The sequence below is a fragment of the Paenibacillus foliorum genome, assembly GCF_013141765.1.
Lineage (GTDB): Bacteria > Bacillota > Bacilli > Paenibacillales > NBRC-103111 > Paenibacillus_S > Paenibacillus_S foliorum.
Window position 1 is genome coordinate 15,226 of record NZ_WHOD01000049.1, and the last position, 17,701, is coordinate 32,926.

Annotated in this window: 21 protein-coding genes; 6 read left to right on the forward strand and 15 right to left on the reverse strand. The window is 44.6% G+C overall.

What is annotated here, in order from left to right; genetic code table 11:
- Positions 1–29: 29 nt before the first annotated feature.
- The 14 genes from GC093_RS09940 to GC093_RS10005 all read right to left on the reverse strand — a co-directional run bounded on the left by GC093_RS09940 (position 30) and on the right by GC093_RS10005 (position 12,164).
- Entirely contained in the window at positions 30–1,535 is a 1,506-nt protein-coding gene (locus GC093_RS09940) for a tripartite tricarboxylate transporter permease (RefSeq protein ID WP_171651720.1), read from the reverse strand.
- Positions 1,536–1,545: 10 nt separating this feature from the next.
- Positions 1,546–2,001, reverse strand: coding sequence for a tripartite tricarboxylate transporter TctB family protein (locus tag GC093_RS09945; RefSeq protein WP_171651721.1), 456 nt, complete (start codon positions 1,999–2,001; stop codon positions 1,546–1,548).
- A gap of 22 nt (positions 2,002–2,023) precedes the next feature.
- Positions 2,024–2,932: a dihydrodipicolinate synthase family protein gene (locus GC093_RS09950; protein ID WP_171651722.1), complete on the reverse strand. Its 909-nt coding sequence runs from the start codon at positions 2,930–2,932 to the stop codon at positions 2,024–2,026.
- A gap of 308 nt (positions 2,933–3,240) precedes the next feature.
- Positions 3,241–4,254 (reverse strand): LacI family DNA-binding transcriptional regulator, encoded by a 1,014-nt coding sequence (locus GC093_RS09955; RefSeq protein WP_171651723.1) that lies wholly within the window; start codon positions 4,252–4,254, stop codon positions 3,241–3,243.
- 125 nt (positions 4,255–4,379) lie between these two features.
- On the reverse strand, positions 4,380–5,015 hold the full coding sequence (gene dhaL, locus GC093_RS09960; RefSeq protein ID WP_171651724.1) for a dihydroxyacetone kinase subunit DhaL: 636 nt from the start codon (positions 5,013–5,015) through the stop codon (positions 4,380–4,382).
- A 27-nt stretch (positions 5,016–5,042) separates the two neighbouring features.
- Positions 5,043–6,044 (reverse strand): dihydroxyacetone kinase subunit DhaK, encoded by a 1,002-nt coding sequence (locus GC093_RS09965; protein WP_171651953.1) that lies wholly within the window; start codon positions 6,042–6,044, stop codon positions 5,043–5,045.
- 459 nt (positions 6,045–6,503) lie between these two features.
- A complete protein-coding gene (folE, locus tag GC093_RS09970; RefSeq protein ID WP_171651725.1) occupies positions 6,504–7,097 on the reverse strand; it encodes a GTP cyclohydrolase I FolE in 594 nt (197 codons plus the stop codon).
- A gap of 103 nt (positions 7,098–7,200) precedes the next feature.
- Positions 7,201–7,410, reverse strand: a complete 210-nt coding sequence (locus GC093_RS09975; protein ID WP_171651726.1) for a YneF family protein — start codon at positions 7,408–7,410, stop codon at positions 7,201–7,203.
- 118 nt (positions 7,411–7,528) lie between these two features.
- Positions 7,529–8,560, reverse strand: a complete 1,032-nt coding sequence (locus GC093_RS09980) for an HD-GYP domain-containing protein (RefSeq protein ID WP_171651727.1) — start codon at positions 8,558–8,560, stop codon at positions 7,529–7,531.
- Positions 8,541–9,101 (reverse strand): methylated-DNA--[protein]-cysteine S-methyltransferase, encoded by a 561-nt coding sequence (locus tag GC093_RS09985; protein ID WP_171651728.1) that lies wholly within the window; start codon positions 9,099–9,101, stop codon positions 8,541–8,543. The genes GC093_RS09980 and GC093_RS09985 overlap by 20 nt, the downstream gene beginning before the upstream one ends.
- On the reverse strand, positions 9,079–10,248 hold the full coding sequence (gene queG / locus GC093_RS09990; protein ID WP_171651729.1) for a tRNA epoxyqueuosine(34) reductase QueG: 1,170 nt from the start codon (positions 10,246–10,248) through the stop codon (positions 9,079–9,081). Before queG ends, GC093_RS09985 begins: the two co-directional genes overlap by 23 nt.
- A 21-nt stretch (positions 10,249–10,269) precedes the next feature.
- Positions 10,270–10,866 carry a signal peptidase I gene (gene lepB / locus GC093_RS09995; RefSeq protein WP_246314016.1) on the reverse strand — a complete coding sequence of 199 codons (597 nt, stop codon included), beginning with the start codon at positions 10,864–10,866 and terminating at the stop codon, positions 10,270–10,272.
- Between the two features lies 1 nt (position 10,867).
- The gene (locus GC093_RS10000) at positions 10,868–11,428 is read right to left on the reverse strand and encodes a DUF402 domain-containing protein (protein ID WP_171651730.1); all 561 of its coding nucleotides are present in this window, start codon (positions 11,426–11,428) and stop codon (positions 10,868–10,870) included.
- A 313-nt stretch (positions 11,429–11,741) separates the two neighbouring features.
- Positions 11,742–12,164: a GNAT family N-acetyltransferase gene (locus tag GC093_RS10005; protein ID WP_171651731.1), complete on the reverse strand. Its 423-nt coding sequence runs from the start codon at positions 12,162–12,164 to the stop codon at positions 11,742–11,744.
- A gap of 358 nt (positions 12,165–12,522) precedes the next feature.
- On the opposite strand from GC093_RS10005, the gene yfhS reads away from it, so the two are divergent.
- The 5 genes from yfhS (at position 12,523) to GC093_RS10030 (ending at position 15,575) form a co-directional block, all read left to right on the forward strand.
- Positions 12,523–12,711, forward strand: coding sequence for a mother cell protein YfhS (gene yfhS / locus GC093_RS10010; RefSeq protein ID WP_171651732.1), 189 nt, complete (start codon positions 12,523–12,525; stop codon positions 12,709–12,711).
- A gap of 167 nt (positions 12,712–12,878) precedes the next feature.
- Positions 12,879–13,496 carry a superoxide dismutase gene (locus tag GC093_RS10015; RefSeq protein WP_171651733.1) on the forward strand — a complete coding sequence of 206 codons (618 nt, stop codon included), beginning with the start codon at positions 12,879–12,881 and terminating at the stop codon, positions 13,494–13,496.
- Between the two features lie 241 nt (positions 13,497–13,737).
- Positions 13,738–14,283 (forward strand): HD-GYP domain-containing protein, encoded by a 546-nt coding sequence (locus GC093_RS10020; RefSeq protein WP_171651734.1) that lies wholly within the window; start codon positions 13,738–13,740, stop codon positions 14,281–14,283.
- 6 nt (positions 14,284–14,289) lie between these two features.
- Positions 14,290–14,856 (forward strand): HD-GYP domain-containing protein, encoded by a 567-nt coding sequence (locus tag GC093_RS10025; RefSeq protein ID WP_171651735.1) that lies wholly within the window; start codon positions 14,290–14,292, stop codon positions 14,854–14,856.
- Positions 14,857–14,879: 23 nt separating this feature from the next.
- Positions 14,880–15,575 (forward strand): Crp/Fnr family transcriptional regulator, encoded by a 696-nt coding sequence (locus tag GC093_RS10030; RefSeq protein ID WP_171651736.1) that lies wholly within the window; start codon positions 14,880–14,882, stop codon positions 15,573–15,575.
- Here GC093_RS10030 and mutY read toward each other — a convergent pair.
- Complete coding sequence (gene mutY, locus GC093_RS10035) at positions 15,570–16,715, reverse strand: A/G-specific adenine glycosylase (RefSeq protein ID WP_171651737.1); 1,146 nt, start codon at positions 16,713–16,715, stop codon at positions 15,570–15,572. The genes GC093_RS10030 and mutY overlap by 6 nt on opposite strands.
- Before the next feature lie 56 nt (positions 16,716–16,771).
- On the opposite strand from mutY, the gene GC093_RS10040 reads away from it, so the two are divergent.
- A complete protein-coding gene (locus GC093_RS10040) occupies positions 16,772–17,635 on the forward strand; it encodes an AraC family transcriptional regulator (RefSeq protein WP_171651738.1) in 864 nt (287 codons plus the stop codon).
- Positions 17,636–17,701 lie beyond the last annotated feature (66 nt).

Here is a 17,701-nt window from a genome sequence, read left to right on the forward strand (position 1 = left end):
ATCATAATTAAATTTAATTGAGATTTATCCTACATTTCGACATCTCCGGCAAACTTAGACTTCCTGTTCTTAATTTCCGCTGTAACACTAAAAATTAACACTATAAAGGCTAGTATCAGTAACGTTGCGGAAATGGGGCGATGGAAAAATTGAAGGAGATCTCCCTCAAATAGCTTGTACGATTGCAGCAATGAGCTTTCCATCAGCTTACTTAACACAAACGTCAACACAATTGGCGCCATCGGGATATCCAGCTTCTTCATCACATAACCTACAATACCGAATACAAACATAACTCCTACATCCCAGAGATCATTATTTACGGTATAAGCACCTAACACCGATATGATTAGAATGATAGGATAGAGAAGCTTAGGCGGTACCATTGCGATCTTGGCCCACATGCCTGCCATAGGCAGATTCATAATTAGTAGAAACAAATTACCAATAAACATGCTGGCAATAATAGCCCAGACGAAATTCGGGTTAGTCTGGAACAGTACAGGCCCAGGAGTCAAGCCATGCATAATGAATGCACCTAGTAAAATGGCAATGGTTGGTGAGCTCGGAATACCCAGAGTGAACAAAGGAATAAGAGCGGAGCCGCAATAAGCGTTATTAGCTGTTTCGGGTCCCGCGACCCCCTCTACAGCACCTTTACCAAATCTCGACGGATCCTTGGCAATTTTCTTCTCAAGAGAGTAGGAAAGCATGGTTGGTATTACCGAATTGGTACCCGGTATCAACCCTGTTATAAACCCAAGCACTGTTCCTCGACCGATGGAGTTGGCCGTCCCTTTCCATTCACTGCGTTCAGGCAGCAGCCCTTTCACTTTGGCTGGCCTCTCCGAGGTCGCCAGGTTCTCCATGCCGATTAAGATTTCAGAAAGCCCGAACAATCCCATGGCAACGGTTACTAAATCCAATCCATTTAATAGAAACGGTTGGTCAAAAGTAAATCGGATCGCTCCTGAAACCGGGTCCATCCCGATCAGAGATAATGTCAACCCAAGGAACGCTGCGATCATGCCCCGCACAAGCGATTTCCCCATCAAACCAATGACCATGATCAGTCCAAACGACATAAGAGAGAAAAATTCCGGAGGTCCGAACCTTAGCGCAAATTCCGCAAGCGCAGGACCAATTAACGCCAAGCCGATAATGGAAACCGTTCCCCCGATAAATGAACCAATACCCGCCACACCCAGCGCAACGCCTGCTCTTCCTTGTTTAGCTAACGGATGTCCATCCAAGCAGGTAATAACGGAAGCTGCCTCCCCCGGAGTATTAATCAAGACCGAAGTGATAGTACCTCCGTACATACCTCCATAATAAATACCTGCAAGCATGATGATGGCAGATACAGGCTCCATACCGAACGTGATAGGTATCAATAATGCTGTAGCGGTTGTGGGACCAAGCCCAGGCAGCACGCCTACAAACATTCCTACGGTAACGCCAATTAAGCAATAGAGAAGATTCCAAAGTGTAAGCGCTGTCTCAAATCCTGCTATTAGTTGTGAAAAAGCATCCATTGTTTACACCTCACCATCCCCATACATTTACTGGAAGCGGTATGCTGAACGCTGACTTAAATATCACAAACAGGAGGATGGATACTAAAAGAGAAATGCCTAGCGCTGAATACCACTTGTATTCACGAGCAAACAACATAAACAGCAATACAGTACCCGCAGTAATAAAGCCGACAAAATTTACAATTAACATAAACACTACAACCGAAGTCAGGACGGAGAGAACATTTCCCAGTTCTCTCCCCTTTGGAAAAACATCGGCAAAGCGTATAACAACCTTTTTAATGGATTGCCATATGTAGATCAAGGAAAACAGCATAAGAATGGCAATCAACCATCTCGGAAACATTCCTGGCCCTGGCCCGAAATTCGTTTGATATTTCAGAGACAATGACTGCCAAAAAAGGACTGCAGCGAATAAGAATAACGAAACTCCCACCCAAACCCCCGCATTTTGCTTGCCCATTCTAACTCACTTCCTTTGACGATTATGCGAATAACTCGCTTGCCTCTTCATTCAACTCTTTTAATGCCGCTGCGAGCGCTTTCACTTCGTCCTGTGTAAGATCCAATTGCGGTGCTTTCATGAACCCTGCCTCAATCCCTCTTAATTTGAGAGCCTCTTTATAGAATGACATATTGCTCCCATTCTTCAACAATTCACAGTATTTAATGGCAATACGCTGCATTCTTCTCGCCTTGATGATATCATTTTCTATAAATGCGTTATAAACAGCCACAAATGGCTCCGGATATGCACAAGAAACACCTGACACCACACCCTCACAACCCATGGCTAATGCAGGAAGAAATAGTTTATCTGCTCCAGGCACAACCGAAAACTCCCCTTGATTTACTGCAAGATAGTCGTTAACACGCAGATAATCAGGATAGCTGTATTTAAAGCCAATGACGTTCTTGCAACGGTCGGCCACACGCTGTGCTACTTCCGGTTTAATATCATTCCCTGCTAATTGTGGGATTCCGTATAAATACATTGGAAAGTTATCCGGTATACTCGAAGCCACATTAACAAAATAAGTCTCCAGCTCTTTATCATTTGCAACGAAGAAGACAGGTGAAACTACGCCGATACCGTCTGCGCCAATTTCATAGGCATGCTTGGAGAGGGCAATTGTATCTTCTTCATTCATAGCTCCTGTATGTATGTATACGGTTACACGTTTATTAGCTTTTTTAACAACCGTTTCAGCAACGGCTTTTCTTTCTTCCACAGACATTCTCAGCATTTCGCCTGTTGTCCCAAGCGGGTATAAGCAGTGTACTCCTTTGGAAATCAGAAACTCGGCGATTTGTTCAACCATCCCCAAATCAACCTTTCCATTCTCATCGAATGGAGTCACCATAGCTGTAGTCACACCGTATAAATGTTTCATTCTCTTCATCTCCTAATGTTAGTTATACCCTTTTGTACAGTATTGAGTTTCATATTAAATCCTTTATTGTTTACCTTTTGTGCATATCAGCCATTCATTAGTATAACGTTTCATTAAATAAACAGATTTATTCAATCATTAGTACACTAAAAACGGCTAATTACTACCATTTCCTACTTGATTTGTGTTGTTTCCATCCGATATAGTAAAACGTTTTACTACATTTGTATTATAATTTGTTTCCCCTTACATTTCAATACAAAAATACTAAAATAGTTCAGGGGAGGTTTTAATCAGCACTAACCAATCTACTGTTGAGGCTTTGAACATGATCCTCGAATCAACAGCTCGGGCCTTATAACGATTTGTTTGGGTTCAAACGACTCTGTCATGGTGAGCCTATTTTTAAGTATAGCCGCTGCCTCTACTCCGATCCTCAATAAAGATTGAGTAATTAATGTTAATGGAGGTTGCACAAGCTCCCATTGCGTACTATCACCAAATGTTATGATAGAAATTTCTTCGGGTATTTTCAGTCCTTGTTCTTGTATGGCCTTAAGCATACCTACAGTCATTCTATTATTACAGCAATATATGGCTGTTGGTCTCTCTGGAAGCAGTAACAATTCAATAGTTGCCTTGTACGCCTCCTCGGCTTTGAATTTCCCAGCCACTATCAAGGACTTGTCTTTGGAGCATTCCAGCTTATCTATTGCGGCCAGAGCACCTTCCAATCTCTCTTTTCCGATTGAAATATTTTCTGTGCCGTGTATAACGCCAATCCTTGTATGGCCCAAAGAATGCAAATAAGAAACGGCTTCGTACGATCCGTAATAATTATCATCAACAATAATATCACTTGTTATGCCTTCTACCTTCCTATCAACAATAACTACAGGAATCTTATTATTTATAACAGATTGGATCATGTCGACGTTACCGCCTGTGGGGACAAGAATCAGTGCATCTACTCTCTGCTCCAAGATCAATTGAAGCACCTCACGTTCGGTAGTCACATCTTCATTATGGCTCATAATTAACATGTGATAATTCATCGATCGAACTCTGTCTTCAATTACTTTTGCTAAAGACATCATATAAATATTAGAAATATCCGAAACAATAACACCGATTTTATTCGTTTTTAACGCTTTTAAGCTTCTTGCGTTAGCATTTACCTGATAGTTCAATCGCTCTATCGTGTCCTGCACCTTTTTCTTCACTTCAACACTTACGTAGTCTTTATTATTTAAAACCTTCGAGACTGTCCCAATGGATACTCCCGCGCTTTTAGCAACATCTATTATTGTAGTTTTTTTCATAAAAATCCTCCTGGCAATAACAAACACAATGACTAAGATTATGTTTTATTATAGTATATAGTCTTAGCATAGTTTTAGCCAAGGTTGCATCATAAAATAATAGGTACACCTGTTGAAGTATGCTTTTAACCCAAATAATTAACAAATCCCTTTAAAAATAAAGCTCCCACAGTAGCCCCGGGGTCTTGAAGACCGATAGACCGCTCTAAATACCTGCCCGCTCTTCCGTGCTTCGATTGCATGGCAATCGTCTTTGCAACACCACTCTCAGCAGCCTCGTAGCCTTTGCTAATTATTTCTTTTAAAGTAGCTTGTTCCCGATTTGCTAAAACCATCGCTTCTGCTGCTGGCACTAACGCATCCAATATCGTTTTATCACCAACCTGCGCCTTACCTCTATCGCTTATCCCTTTAATCATAGCCTCAATAAACAGGATCAAGTCCTCGCCCGACAATTCGGTCTTACCGGAAAGCGCTTTGCCGCCTCTTAATAAAGCTGTGGAGAATAGCGTCCCCATCGTTGAAGCTACCGTATCTCCCATGACAAGTGCGCTTTTAACAAACAACCCACTAATATCTTCATCCGGAATAGCTGGAATATTAGAAACGATTGCCTTAAATCCCTTGGACATTGTCAATCCGATATCGCCATCGCCTAAGGCTCCATCAAGCCTACATAATTCGTCTTTGCTGTCATCCATGATCTTGCTTATTGCTTCTAAAATTTGAATTATATCGGATTTGTGAAGAAGTTCTTTCATCCTTATTCTCCTTTCAACTTACTGTTATTAAATTTGCACGCGGAATGGGGTATGGAATGGAACATCAATCAATTCACGCAGCTCTTCATCCATATTTAGAATTGAAACGGAAAGTCCGGCCATTTCTAACGAAGTGGCAAATTCACCGATATATCGGCTATAAACCTCGATTCCATATCCTTCGAGCAAGGTATGAACAGCTTTGTAAACGATATATAATTCCTCTAGCGGGGTCGCGCCCAAACCATTGATCAATACGGATACCTTCTGCCCCTTCTCGATAGGCATATCCTGAAGAATCGAAGAAACCAGCGTTTTGGCGATTTCGTCAGCAGATTGGATTTTTCCGTGCTGAATGCCAGGCTCTCCGTGAATACCCATCCCCACTTCCATCTCGCCTTCACCAATGTGGAATGTTGGGTGTCCCACTGCAGGTAGTATACATGGACTTAGTGCCACACCCATGGTACGAACTCTCGAATTAGCTTTTTCCGCAACTCTTTTAACCTCATCCAAATCCGCACCTGTCTCTGCTTTGGCTGCAGCAAGCTTATACAGGTAGAACATCCCTGCAACACCACGCCGCTGTTGTTCATGACTCTTCGGCATCGAGGCAACATCATCGGTCGCGACTACACTCTCTACACGGATATTTTCCAGATCAGCGAGTTCGGAAGCGGTATCAAAATTCATAACATCACCACCGTAATTACCATAGATATAGAGAACACCTTTGCCTCCATGGATTGCGCGGGTCGCATCCAGCATCTGATTGGGATTGGGCGATGCAAAAATATCCCCTACAGCCACGCCGTCTAACATCCCTTTTCCCACGTATCCCAAAAACAATGGAAGGTGTCCGGAACCGCCACCGGTAGCAATGGCAACTTTACCTTGCACAGGTGCATCCGCTCTTACAAGTGCGCGATTATCCTTTCTCACGCTTTTTAATTGATCTGAATGAGCGAGCAGCAATCCTTCCAACATGTCATCCACTACATTTTCGGGATCATTAATAAACTTCCTCATACTACTCATCACCTTTTCCTCCTAAACATCTTTTGATAGTATAACGTTTCACTATTTTCTTAAAAAAGTCCTGCCTAATCGCTTGTAATCATTCAATAGTACGATCCCATGTCGACTGTTGGAAAACACCAGAACCAGCAACTCCCGCATCCAGTTAAGGGACAAGTACATTTACCACATTCATCCGACGCAAGTGTATCACAAAATTCAAACTTCCTTATCATCGAACAAAAGAGTATTGTAGTTAGGATAACGTTTTACTACTCGATTATAAATTGTCCCCGTTTTTTAATCAACCTCTTTTTCTATTCCAAGCATAACTTAGCTCTACCGTGATCCAGCGCTGCATTTAGAGCATAAAAAAAAGGACATAGGAATAACACTTCCCCTATATCCTTTTCCTATCTGTATCTACCAAATCAGATCACAAGCCTCAGCCTTTGAGCCTTACACCGCTTACTACTGGTGCCGGATCAGAGACAAAAACTCAGATCGGGATGCAGAATCCGTGCGGAACAAACCACGTACTGCGGATGTGACTGTTTTGCTGCCCGTCTTCTTAACTCCCCGAGCGCACATGCACAGATGCTCGCCCTCTACAACGACCATGCAGCCATGCGGAGACAATTCTTGATCAATGATATCGGCAAGCTCCGAAGTGATCCGCTCTTGTACCTGCAGCCTGCGTGTTACCGCCTCGACTAGACGAGCGAACTTGCTAAGTCCGGCAATTTTCCCGCTTGGTATATAACCAATATGAATTTTCCCGAAAAAAGGTGCCATATGATGCTCACATTGACTGTAATAGACGATGTCTTTGACAATAACCAATTCTTCATGCTTTTCGTCAAACGCCACGCCCAGAATATCCTTGTAGTCAGCTTCATATCCTGCAAATATCTCTTCATACATCCGGGTAACCCTAGCCGGAGTATCCAACAGGCCTTCCCGGTCAACATCTTCACCGATCAGGCGAAGTATCTCACGCACATGTCCTTCAATTAATGCTCGGTTTGCATCAACACTAGTGTTCTTATACTCTTTTGCCGGCATTACTTTACCTCCTAAGAGTTTTTGCGTAAGCAAAAACTTACTTCGTAAGCGTGAACTGAGTTTCGCTTGAGCGAAACTTATTTAACTGGAAAACTCGCGTCTATTAGCGGAACTTTTGTTTTTTCATCATTTGCTGAGCTTTGTTCAGCTGCTGCTTGTTCATGTTGTAACCCATTTTTTTGGCCATTTCTTGAAGCATAGCAGGATCGCTTTGCATTTTCTCAAGCTGTTTACGCAAATAGTATACTCCTGCAAAAAAGCCGCCTACTGCACCAACAATCAAAGTTATGGCGGAAGTAATATATATCCACATGTTTGATCTACACTCCATTCAGTAAGTTATCATTGTATCATCATAGCAAATCAACGGTCCGCATTCAAACAGGTTCTTATTCCAATTTATAAAAACAGGTTAGCTATTCACTCTTCAATTAGGTTAAAACGTTATCAATGAATACAGTTGTCAGCTTAGCAAGATCGACTTCTTTGACCTCCAAGTCAGTACCCGATTCCGCTTTTACAATACGAACAACCGGACGTCCCGGAAGCCCTCTGTGTTGACCGACTACCACGCCTGTTTCCTTAGTGGACAAACGGACTGAAGCACCTGTTGGATATACAGAGACGGTTCGTAAGAAGTGAATTACAATCTCCCGATCCAATTGCGTATCGGCCAATGCCGTCATATGCTCACAAGCTTCATGCGGAAGCATGCGCCGACCAAGCGATAAATCGAACAACAGGTTATCGTAGGTGTTGGCAACTGCTGTGATTTTGGCATACAGATGGATCTGATCTCCCTGCATCCCTCTTGGGAATCCGGTGCCATCGACCCGCTCATGATGCTGAAACGATACATGGGCTATCAACAGACTGAGCTCGCGTTTATTTTTCAGTACCTCAAACCCACGCCATGTATGGTGCAGCTTAACATCCTCTGCTTCGTCGTTTGTGATTTTCTCTACCTTACCTATATCGTGCAGCATAGCCCCTATCGCCAACTCGCGTAATTGGGTCGCGGGAAGTTCCATCTGAATGCCAATCATCACAGACATCATGCACACATTAAGGGCATGGACATACATTTCATTATCCTTAGTCCGAATGTCAGATAACTGAACCAATACATCTTTGTTTTTCATGATCTCATCCAGCAGACTATCTATGCTTACATTGAGATTCTTAGTGTTGAAATCTTTACCCGAGCGGATAGAATCGAAGGTGTCGCCCATACGCTGTATTACGGCGCGTTTCGTCTCATCAGAAATAATATCAACTATTTCAATATCCTCAAAAAGCGGGTCCTTAATATAAATCATTGTAACCCCGATACGTTTTAATGTTGTGATCATATAAACCGTTAGCTGAACCCCTTCTGACAACAAAACGGCCCCGTTACCGGAAAAAATCGTCCTTCCTAAATGCTGCCCCTGCTCGACATTATCAACGTGTACGTACCTCATCGGGTTCTCTCCTTAGAGCTTCTTTATTCTCGATCTTGTAGCCTTCATGCTGCAATAAACAAGTTTTGACATCCAGTCCCCCGCCATAACCAACCAAGGTCCCATTTGCCCCAATAACACGATGGCACGGTACAATAATCGGTATAGGATTACGGTTATTAGCTCCTCCAACAGCTCGAACAGCCTTCACCGAGTCCACTGCCTTCCCAATGTCCTTATATGAACATACGATGCCATAAGGAATTCGACTCAACGCTTGCCACACCTTCAGCTGAAAAGAAGTCCCTCTTAAATCCAGCTGCAGCTCAAATTGTGTCCGATCACCAGCAAAATATTGCTTCAGCTGATCGCTCGTTTCCTTCAGCATAGGCATGTCCACTCGCCACTCACGCGTTTGGAACCAACGCTCGGACCACTTTTGGAGCTTAGGTGCTACATCGGCAAATCGCCCAAACTCGATCTGGCAAAGCCCCTTTTCGGTTGCACCAAGCACCAAAGGGCCAATGAGTGATTCAATTTCAATGTAGCTCATATGTGCCATAGGCCTTCTCCATCTCCTTACGCACGGTAGCGTCCTGTTCCACTGCCAGCCTCTCATGGAGTGCAGCCATCGCTAGCTCGCCTCCAATTCTCCCTAACGCCCAAGAAGCTGCTGCGCGAATTTCAGGCCGTTCATCCCGTTCCAGAAGCCTGATCAAAGTGGAAACCGCGCTCTCATCTCGAAAATGTCCTAGTGCCAATATAGCGTTACGCTGAATAGGCTTCCTTCCCCTCCAAGCCGCAGAGCTTGAGCCGAAGCGTTCCTTGAACTCGCGATTGCTCATCTCAAGCAGTGGAAGGAGCAGGGGCTTGGCTTGCTCGGGATCAGGCTGCAATTCTGGTTGGTGGGTCCAATTCTTTCCTTTATTCTTGGGGCATACGATCTGACAAGTGTCACAGCCGTAAAGTCGGTTGCCAATCTTCTCTTTCATTATATCATCTTCAATATGACCTTTGGTTTGCGTAATAAATGAAATACAGAGCTGGGAATTGAGCTGCCCGGGACCTACCAATGCTCCCGTTGGGCAAGCGTCAATGCATAATGTACAATCTCCACAGCTTTCCGTTACAGGCGTATCCGGCCTAAGGGGTAGATTCGTAACCATTTCCCCCAAATACACCCATGACCCGAACTCCGGTGTAATGATGGAGCAGTTCTTCCCGCTCCAACCAATGCCCGCTCTCTCAGCAACAGCCCTGTCTACTAAGGCGCCGGTATCTACCATGCTTTCCATTCGAGCATTGGGAAGTCGCTTGCGAATCCATGCTTCCAGCCGCTGCAGCCTATTCCTAAGCACATAGTGGTAGTCCATCCCCCAGGCCGACCGTGACAAAATGCCGCGGTAAGCTCCCTTCTCTGAGCGCGGCGCATCCTTAAGCTTCGAAGGATAGGCAATAGCAATCGAGATGATAGACCTCGGCTCTGATAAACTAAGCGCAGGGTCCGTCCTCTTGTCCAGATCAGGCTCTTCAAAGCCTGATTCAAAGCCTTTCTCACGGTGATGGAGCAATTTATCCTTCAGCTCGCTGAATGGATCAGCGCTGGAAATACCAATCTTATCGATCCCTAATTCTGCGGCGGCTTTCTGCATATCAACCTTCAACTGATCCCAATCTATGCTGCTCCAATCTGTTGAAGCCTCCGACATTGCAAATATCACCTCGCCTAGTTATAGCTCTCTAAAATTTTTCAATGGCCAGACGATCAAGTCTGCACGTCCTTCGACCTGGTCCACCGACACTGCGCCGAAACTACGGCTGTCATAGCTGGCTTGACGGTGCCTGTTATCTCCCATAACGAACAAACAGCCTTTCTGAACGGTATAAGGATCAAAGCGCCCATCTTCAATAGGAGAATCCGTGTAGGCCTCCTGCATCTCGTCTCCGTTGATGAACAGTTTGCCCTGACGAATTGTCACTTCATCCCCCGCGACTGCAACGACACGCTTCACCAGATATGGATGGTCCGTCTCAATGCCTTCAGGCTCCTTCACGACAATAATATCACCCCGCTGGGGAGTCCCTGTATACCGAGCGGCTTTGTTAATAAACAACCATTCCCCTTCCTCCAGGGTAGGCTTCATGGAAGAACCCTTCACCGTCGAAAGATGGAATCCGTATTGATGAATGAGTATAACAATGAAAAGGGCAATCACAACCGATTTCATCCAATCCCATACCTCCGCCAAAAATCCGGAAGAGCCCTCATCCATTCCTTTTTCTCCGGTCAGTTCGCTACTCGCTTTCTTCGGAGCAAAAAAATTCATGCTACGCCTCCGTCCCTCGACCCTTCCACTTTTCCCATTCGCGATAGTAATAATTCACCAATTCCTCATGAAAGGGCGCGCTATTCTTCTCAATTCGTTTCAATAAGTCTCTCAATCCCTGCTTCACCTTGCTATCAACAATGCTCGAGTAATGATAACTTTGCTTGTGACGCTCGTATTCTTCTTGATCAACGATATGCACATCCCCATTTGGCAGCCGAATGACGTCCAGATCATAATCGATATAGGTCAGGACATTGCCGGTAACATAAGGTGGGGATGCAATATTACAATAATAACGTACCCCTGATTCCTCCAGTAGGGCAACGACATTAAACCATTGCTTGGGAACGAAAAATGAAACTCCAGGAATTCTGCTAACCCATTCTTTCCCATCCGCTTCGACAATTTTAGTTTGGCAATTGATAAAGACATTTATGGCCTCAGCTTTATGCGATTCATGCAGCAGCGTCTCAGGAACAAGTGCATTTTCAAGCCACATTCTATGCAGATGTCCATCATGCTTGAAGCTTTTTATTATATAGGAAGCAAAAGTAGACATAACGGTCCAAACCTTTCTATTTTAACATGTCCACGCACCGCAATCACCGTTTCGCAGTCTTATCCGATAGCAGCAAACGACAGACGCATCTTCATTGAAAGGCTGGAGAAAGAAGCCTATTCTTACTAGCATAAACTTATGCAAGTCGGCTTTCAAGAGCCAACATAACTGGTCTAATAAAAATCGCTCCGAATTGAAAATAGCCGCATTCCTTCGACACAATTCTCCAAAAAACAAAAAAGCACAGCCTCTGCGTGTGCGAGTTGGCTATGCTAGTCTAAGCACCTTATTCCGTATGGTCTTGCAGCAGCTATTAGCCGTTTACGATACTCAGCCGATGAGCCGTACGTGAAAAATCGGTAGCTTGATACCCAGCCGACTCGTATACCGGTAAGATCATTTCGTTATGAATATCTACTGTAATCAAAATCCGCTTTACTTTTCTTTGCACAAAACGTTGTCTCATGGACTCAATCAATGCTTTGCCGATCCCTCGGCGTTGAAATTGCTCGCTTACGGCAATCCGGTAATAGTAACCTTCGTGGTTATCAATCGTACCTACGATAACGCCTACGATTTGTTCGTTTTCGACAGCGATGAGTACAAGTTCACTATCCCAGGAAAGTTGTCTTGCAAAAGCTTCCATAGTTTCCTCATAACAGGCCTCTGTCAACACGTTGTTGAATAGCTCTGTAACGGAAACATAATCGGATAATTGGAAGGAACGAACAAGCATCTTCTGCATTCTCCCCGCAACTTAAATTTTATGCATTAAAATAAAATACGACAAAAATCGCAATATTCCTGCTCAGTTCTCCAAAAAACTGTGAAAAACTTAACAATAATTTAAAATACTCGTGAAAGCGCTGTATATTAAGCGTTTACATTGATTCTAATTCCTTACTTTTTTATGTTTTTACTTTCATCTGCTTAATATCTAGGTATTTATACTTATTTTTATTTAGAAAGGACTGTTCTGCATAAAAATATCAAGGTAGTGATATTTTACTATAGGAGAGATTAGCAGCACCTAAATCAGGCAGCCTTTGCGAAGTCAGTTTCACTAAACACGAATCTTAAGGAGGTGTAATCAAATGACCAACGCAACAACCAGCACAGACATCCGGCGTATTCATGAGCTTAACGAAGTAAAATCATCTGCTTGGACAAACGAAGAGCTGCATTATCATCAACGGGTGATGAACGATTTGTCCCCTTGGCTTAATGCACAGGGAACGGCTATGCTGGGTCAGATCATACAAGAGATCCAAAAGAGGGACTGAAAAATGATTTTAGTAAGAGTCTGTTTGAAAATATAGCGGCCATCCCATCTTCAGAAAAGCTGGAGTAACGCGAGCGCGCACACTTTATATACATACATGTTGCTTTTATATCAAAAATAAGGGATAATATGTATTGCAATTACATATCCATTAGGAGGTATTTACGAATGGCACATCAATTACCAGCTCTGCCTTATGCAAACAACGCTTTGGAACCACACATCGACGAAACAACGATGATGATCCACCACGATCGTCACCACAACGCATATGTTACAAACCTGAATGCAGCATTAGAGGCTCATCCTGAGCTTCAAGCTAAAAGCATCGAAGAATTGATCGCAGACATTAACAGCTTACCTGAAGGTATTCGTGCAGCTGTTCGTAACAACGGTGGCGGTCATGCTAACCACTCCTTGTTCTGGGAAATTATCGGACCTAACGGCGGCGGCGCACCAACAGGAGCACTAGCTGATGCTATCGCTAGCGAGCTTGGCGGCTTTGATAAATTTAAAGAAGATTTGGCTAAAGCAGGCGCTACTCGTTTCGGAAGCGGCTGGGCTTGGCTTTCCGTAACACCAGAAGGCAAGCTTGTTGTAAGCAGCACTCCGAACCAAGACAGCCCGATTTCGGAAGGCAACACTCCGATCCTCGGCTTGGACGTTTGGGAGCATGCCTACTACTTGAAATATCAAAACAAACGCCCTGACTATATTTCAGCGTTCTGGAATGTTGTAAATTGGTCTGAAGTTGGCAAACGTTACGATGCAGCTGTAAGCAAATAAGTTAAAAATAAGTAAAAACCAGAAACCCGGGATCCCTAGATCCCGGGTTTCTTTTGCCTTAAATTTGATTGATTTGCCTAAAAATTAACTTTTTTGACGAATTCGGCCTTTTTTTCTCCTATTATGTTGTGAATGCCACAGAAATTAGTCCTATCTTATGAAACAATGGGAAGTAAGTTAACATGACTTGCGACCCATTGTTTAAGACATAATAACTAGACTATAAAGGTGGTTTGGTTCTATGAGACTAATTCCAATCTCCATGGTTCATCCTGGCATGCGGCTCGGCAAGCCTATTATGTCAGAGGAAGGGCAAACCTTGCTTGGTTATCAGATCGAGCTGTCCCAAGGCCTTATTAATAAATTAAAGCAAATGGGCTACCAACAGCTTTATATTGAAGACAGCCGAACCGATGATATTTATATCGAGGATGCACTAAGAGCAGAAACTAGAACTGTAGTAAGGAGTCAACTGATCCGCATTTTCGAAACACTGCAAAGCTCGAAAGGGTTGACGGCAGGCGATAGAAATACGTTTTCCAAAACGGCGTTACAGTGCATCGAGCAGGTTAACGATGATCTGCGGCTGCACGTTCGACCTGCGGATGACACTATCATGCTAATGCTCATGAACCGGAGCACTTTCTCTGTCCATGAACACTTTTTCCAAAACGCGCTGAATGTATGCGTCTATGCCAGCAGAATCGGGATGATAGAGGGCTACAGCCGTGAGGACTTGGAAGTACTCAGCCTGGGTGCTATGTTCCATGATATCGGCAACACTTAGGTTCCAATGGAGCTTCTACTCAAAGAATCAGCTCTTACAACCGTGGAGTTCCAAGAAATTAAAAGGCATACAGAGTACGGCTTCAAGCTATTAAAAGATACACCTGGCATCCCTCTTCTCTCAGCTCATTGTGCCTTACAGCATCATGAGAAAATCAACGGTACAGGCTACCCCTTGGGGTTATCTGGAACTGGCGTGCACCCTTTCGCTCAGTGGGTAGGATTATTGGATGCCTATGACGCTATGACCAATCCTCGGCCCTATCGTGCCCCATTACCTCCTGGTCAAGCAATCGAAGTGCTTTTCACAGGAGCCGGTACGTTGTATGATAAGAGTAAGGTGGAATTTTTCCGAAATAAGGTGGCTATTTATCCGGTCGGCCTCAGCGTCCGCTTAAGTACTGGCCGGTTGGGCATTGTGTCCAAAATCAACCCCATGTTTAAACAACGACCTGTGGTGCGGATTTTGACGAATGAGCACGGCGAGGACTTGAGACATCCGGAAGAGATTGATCTCTCGAAACACCTTCACATCATGATTTTTCGCATTGGAGAAGATGCACTGGTTCACTAAGTCCGGAAAAGAGATGAAGTTTTATGCGCAAACTTATACCTTTATTACAGAATGTCCCGATTTTTCAAGATTTAACGACTAACGAGTTGGAAGCTATTGCCCCCTTATTTGTAGAGCGCACTTTCAAAAAAGGCACCATAATATTTTTTGAAGGAGACTTAGGGGATGAGTTTTTTCTGATTGAATCAGGCGTCGTCAAAATTTACCGGATCGATTACGCGAAGGAAATTATTCTCGCGCTATTCCGTGATGGGGATTTTTTCGGAGAGATGTCACTGATCCAAAAGGGATTAACTCGTTCAGCAACTGCTGAAACACTTGAGACAAGCACGATCTACACCTTAGTCCGTTCCGAATTTTACCAATTTCTAGAACGAACACCCAAGCTCAGCCTAAGACTGCTCGAAGCGAATATGGAAAGGCTGCGCAAAGCCAATGAACAGATCTACGACTTGACCTTTCTCGACGTTCGGATGCGTATCATTAAAGTCGTTCATCGATTGGCTGAGGAGCACGGGATTATCAAGCAGGGCAATTTGATGATCAACATGAAGCTGACCCACCAACAGCTAGCTAACCTGGCGGGGACCGTTAGGGAATCCGTTACCAAGGTGCTGCAGGAGCTGCAGGAGGACCAGATCATTACGATTCAGAAAAAGATGATCTACATTAACAATCTGGAAGCCATGAAAAAGCTGTTCCCCCCTCCTACCTCATGATTTTTGCTTTTCTTGAAAATAACGGTTTAGCAGCTTTAAGAACACGTTAGGAAAAGCAAACTGCTCCATCATCGACGAATCCACCCATTGATAACGAGAAGGCATAAGCATCCCGGAGTCGGTAGGCAGCACCGACGGCTCAAGGCTGCAAACAACGACCTGCATATCCCAATGGATATGACTAAACGTGTGCTCGGCCCTCATAAACCAGCGTTCCGGGCACACACCTATCGTTTCTTCAGCTAATTGATCCGTCAACAAGCTTATCGATGCCGGTATGGCTTGCAGAACGGGCTGCTCCTCGGCTTCGTAAGCTAAAGGCACCTCTACATGAGGAAGCTCCCACATTCGAGCAAGAAGCCCTTCCTGCGGCCTTTGTCGGATTAACACTTTCCCCTCATTATCACCTTTGCCTTCAATAATAGCTGCTATCCTAAATTCCGGGCGTGGAGGCTTGGCCTTTTTCTTCACAGGCAGCTCTTCTTCCATCCCTGCTTCTCTAGCTGAACAATGCTCCATAACCGGACAGGTCAGACAGTGAGGCGAACGAGGTGTACATACCATCGCTCCGAGCTCCATCAGCGCTTGGTTGAAATCGCCCGCTGCCCCTTCAGGAATAAGCTCCTGAGCCAGCTTTTCCATAATGCCCCGTGTTTTGGGCTTCATAATGTCTTCTTCTATGAGAAAGTAGCGCGACAATACACGCATAACATTGCCGTCTACGGCCGGCTCCGGCTTGTTATAGGCTATGCTTAGAACGGCTCCTGCCGTATAAGGGCCGACTCCTTTTAACGTTGAAATTTCCTCTTTGGTGTCAGGCACCGTACCTCCATACCGCTCCTGCACCTCCCGAATTGCGCCCTGTAGATTACGGGCCCGCGAATAATAGCCAAGTCCCTCCCACAGCTTCAGCACATCTTCTTCAGGCGCGTCAGCCAAAGACTCCATAGTAGGAAACCGCTCAATAAACCGGTGGAAATAGGGGATTACCGTATCAACGCGCGTTTGCTGCAGCATCACTTCGGATATCCAAATATAATAAGGGTTACGGCTGCGGCGCCAAGGTAAATCACGGCGATGGCGGCGGTACCAGGTAAGCAGGTGGGTGGAAAAGTAATGTTTTTGAATTGATGTGTCCATTTGTACTCCTTCATATGATAAAATAATCTGAAATTAACTCGCAAGGAGTGAGTCGAATGTTAACTCCCGGTGAGCTGGCGGCAAGATTGAATAAACTGGTTATTTCCATCCTGCTGGTCGGTCATCAGAAATGCAGCCCCCAGTGGCACCAGGTTCCTAGAGCCATTCAACATCATTCTATATGGCTAGTCATCAAGGGAAAAGGTACATTCACCATTAACGGTACGCATTACCCTGCCGAGCCTGGGAAGTTCTTTTGCTTCAGCCCGGGAATGGTAGTTGAACGCGAGACCGATCCGGAACAACCTCTTGAATACTACTTCCTCCGTTTTCATTATACGGAAACTTACGAGGAGAAGGAACAGTGGATTTATCGCAGCTCTGCGGACTCGCCGTTTCCACTCGAAGGCATGTATACCGTAACGAACACTCCCCAGCTGATTTATTTGTTCGAGCAGTTGGACCTTTTGTGGAAGCGCAGAGGCCATATGACCGCAATGCGGCGGAAAATATTACTTTGGGAGTTTTTTCTGACTCTGATTCAAGATTTTCGGACGCAAAAAACCTCTGGGGATACAACCGCTGCCATCGAACAGACGCAGGACTATATGATTGGACATTACCAAGAATCCCTTACACTAGAGGGCCTGGCGCAAACAGCCGGTTTGAGCGTGAGCCATTATTCCAGATTATTCAAAAAACACATCGGCTACAGCCCGATTGATTATTTGACACATTTGCGTGTAGACCGTGCCAAGGAGCTGCTGGTACTGTCCGATTACCGCCTGAAGTCTATTGCTGGCAGTGTCGGGTATGCCGATGAGTTCTACTTCAGCCGAATCTTCAAAAAGGTAACAGGTGTGTCGCCGCGTGACTATGCTAAAAAGCACCGCTTTTCACCCGTGGTGGATCACCACTAGCATCGTCAAAGTTTGACTTGTCCAGCTCAAAAATGCTACGCTACCAAGTGATAAAACGTGAACGGT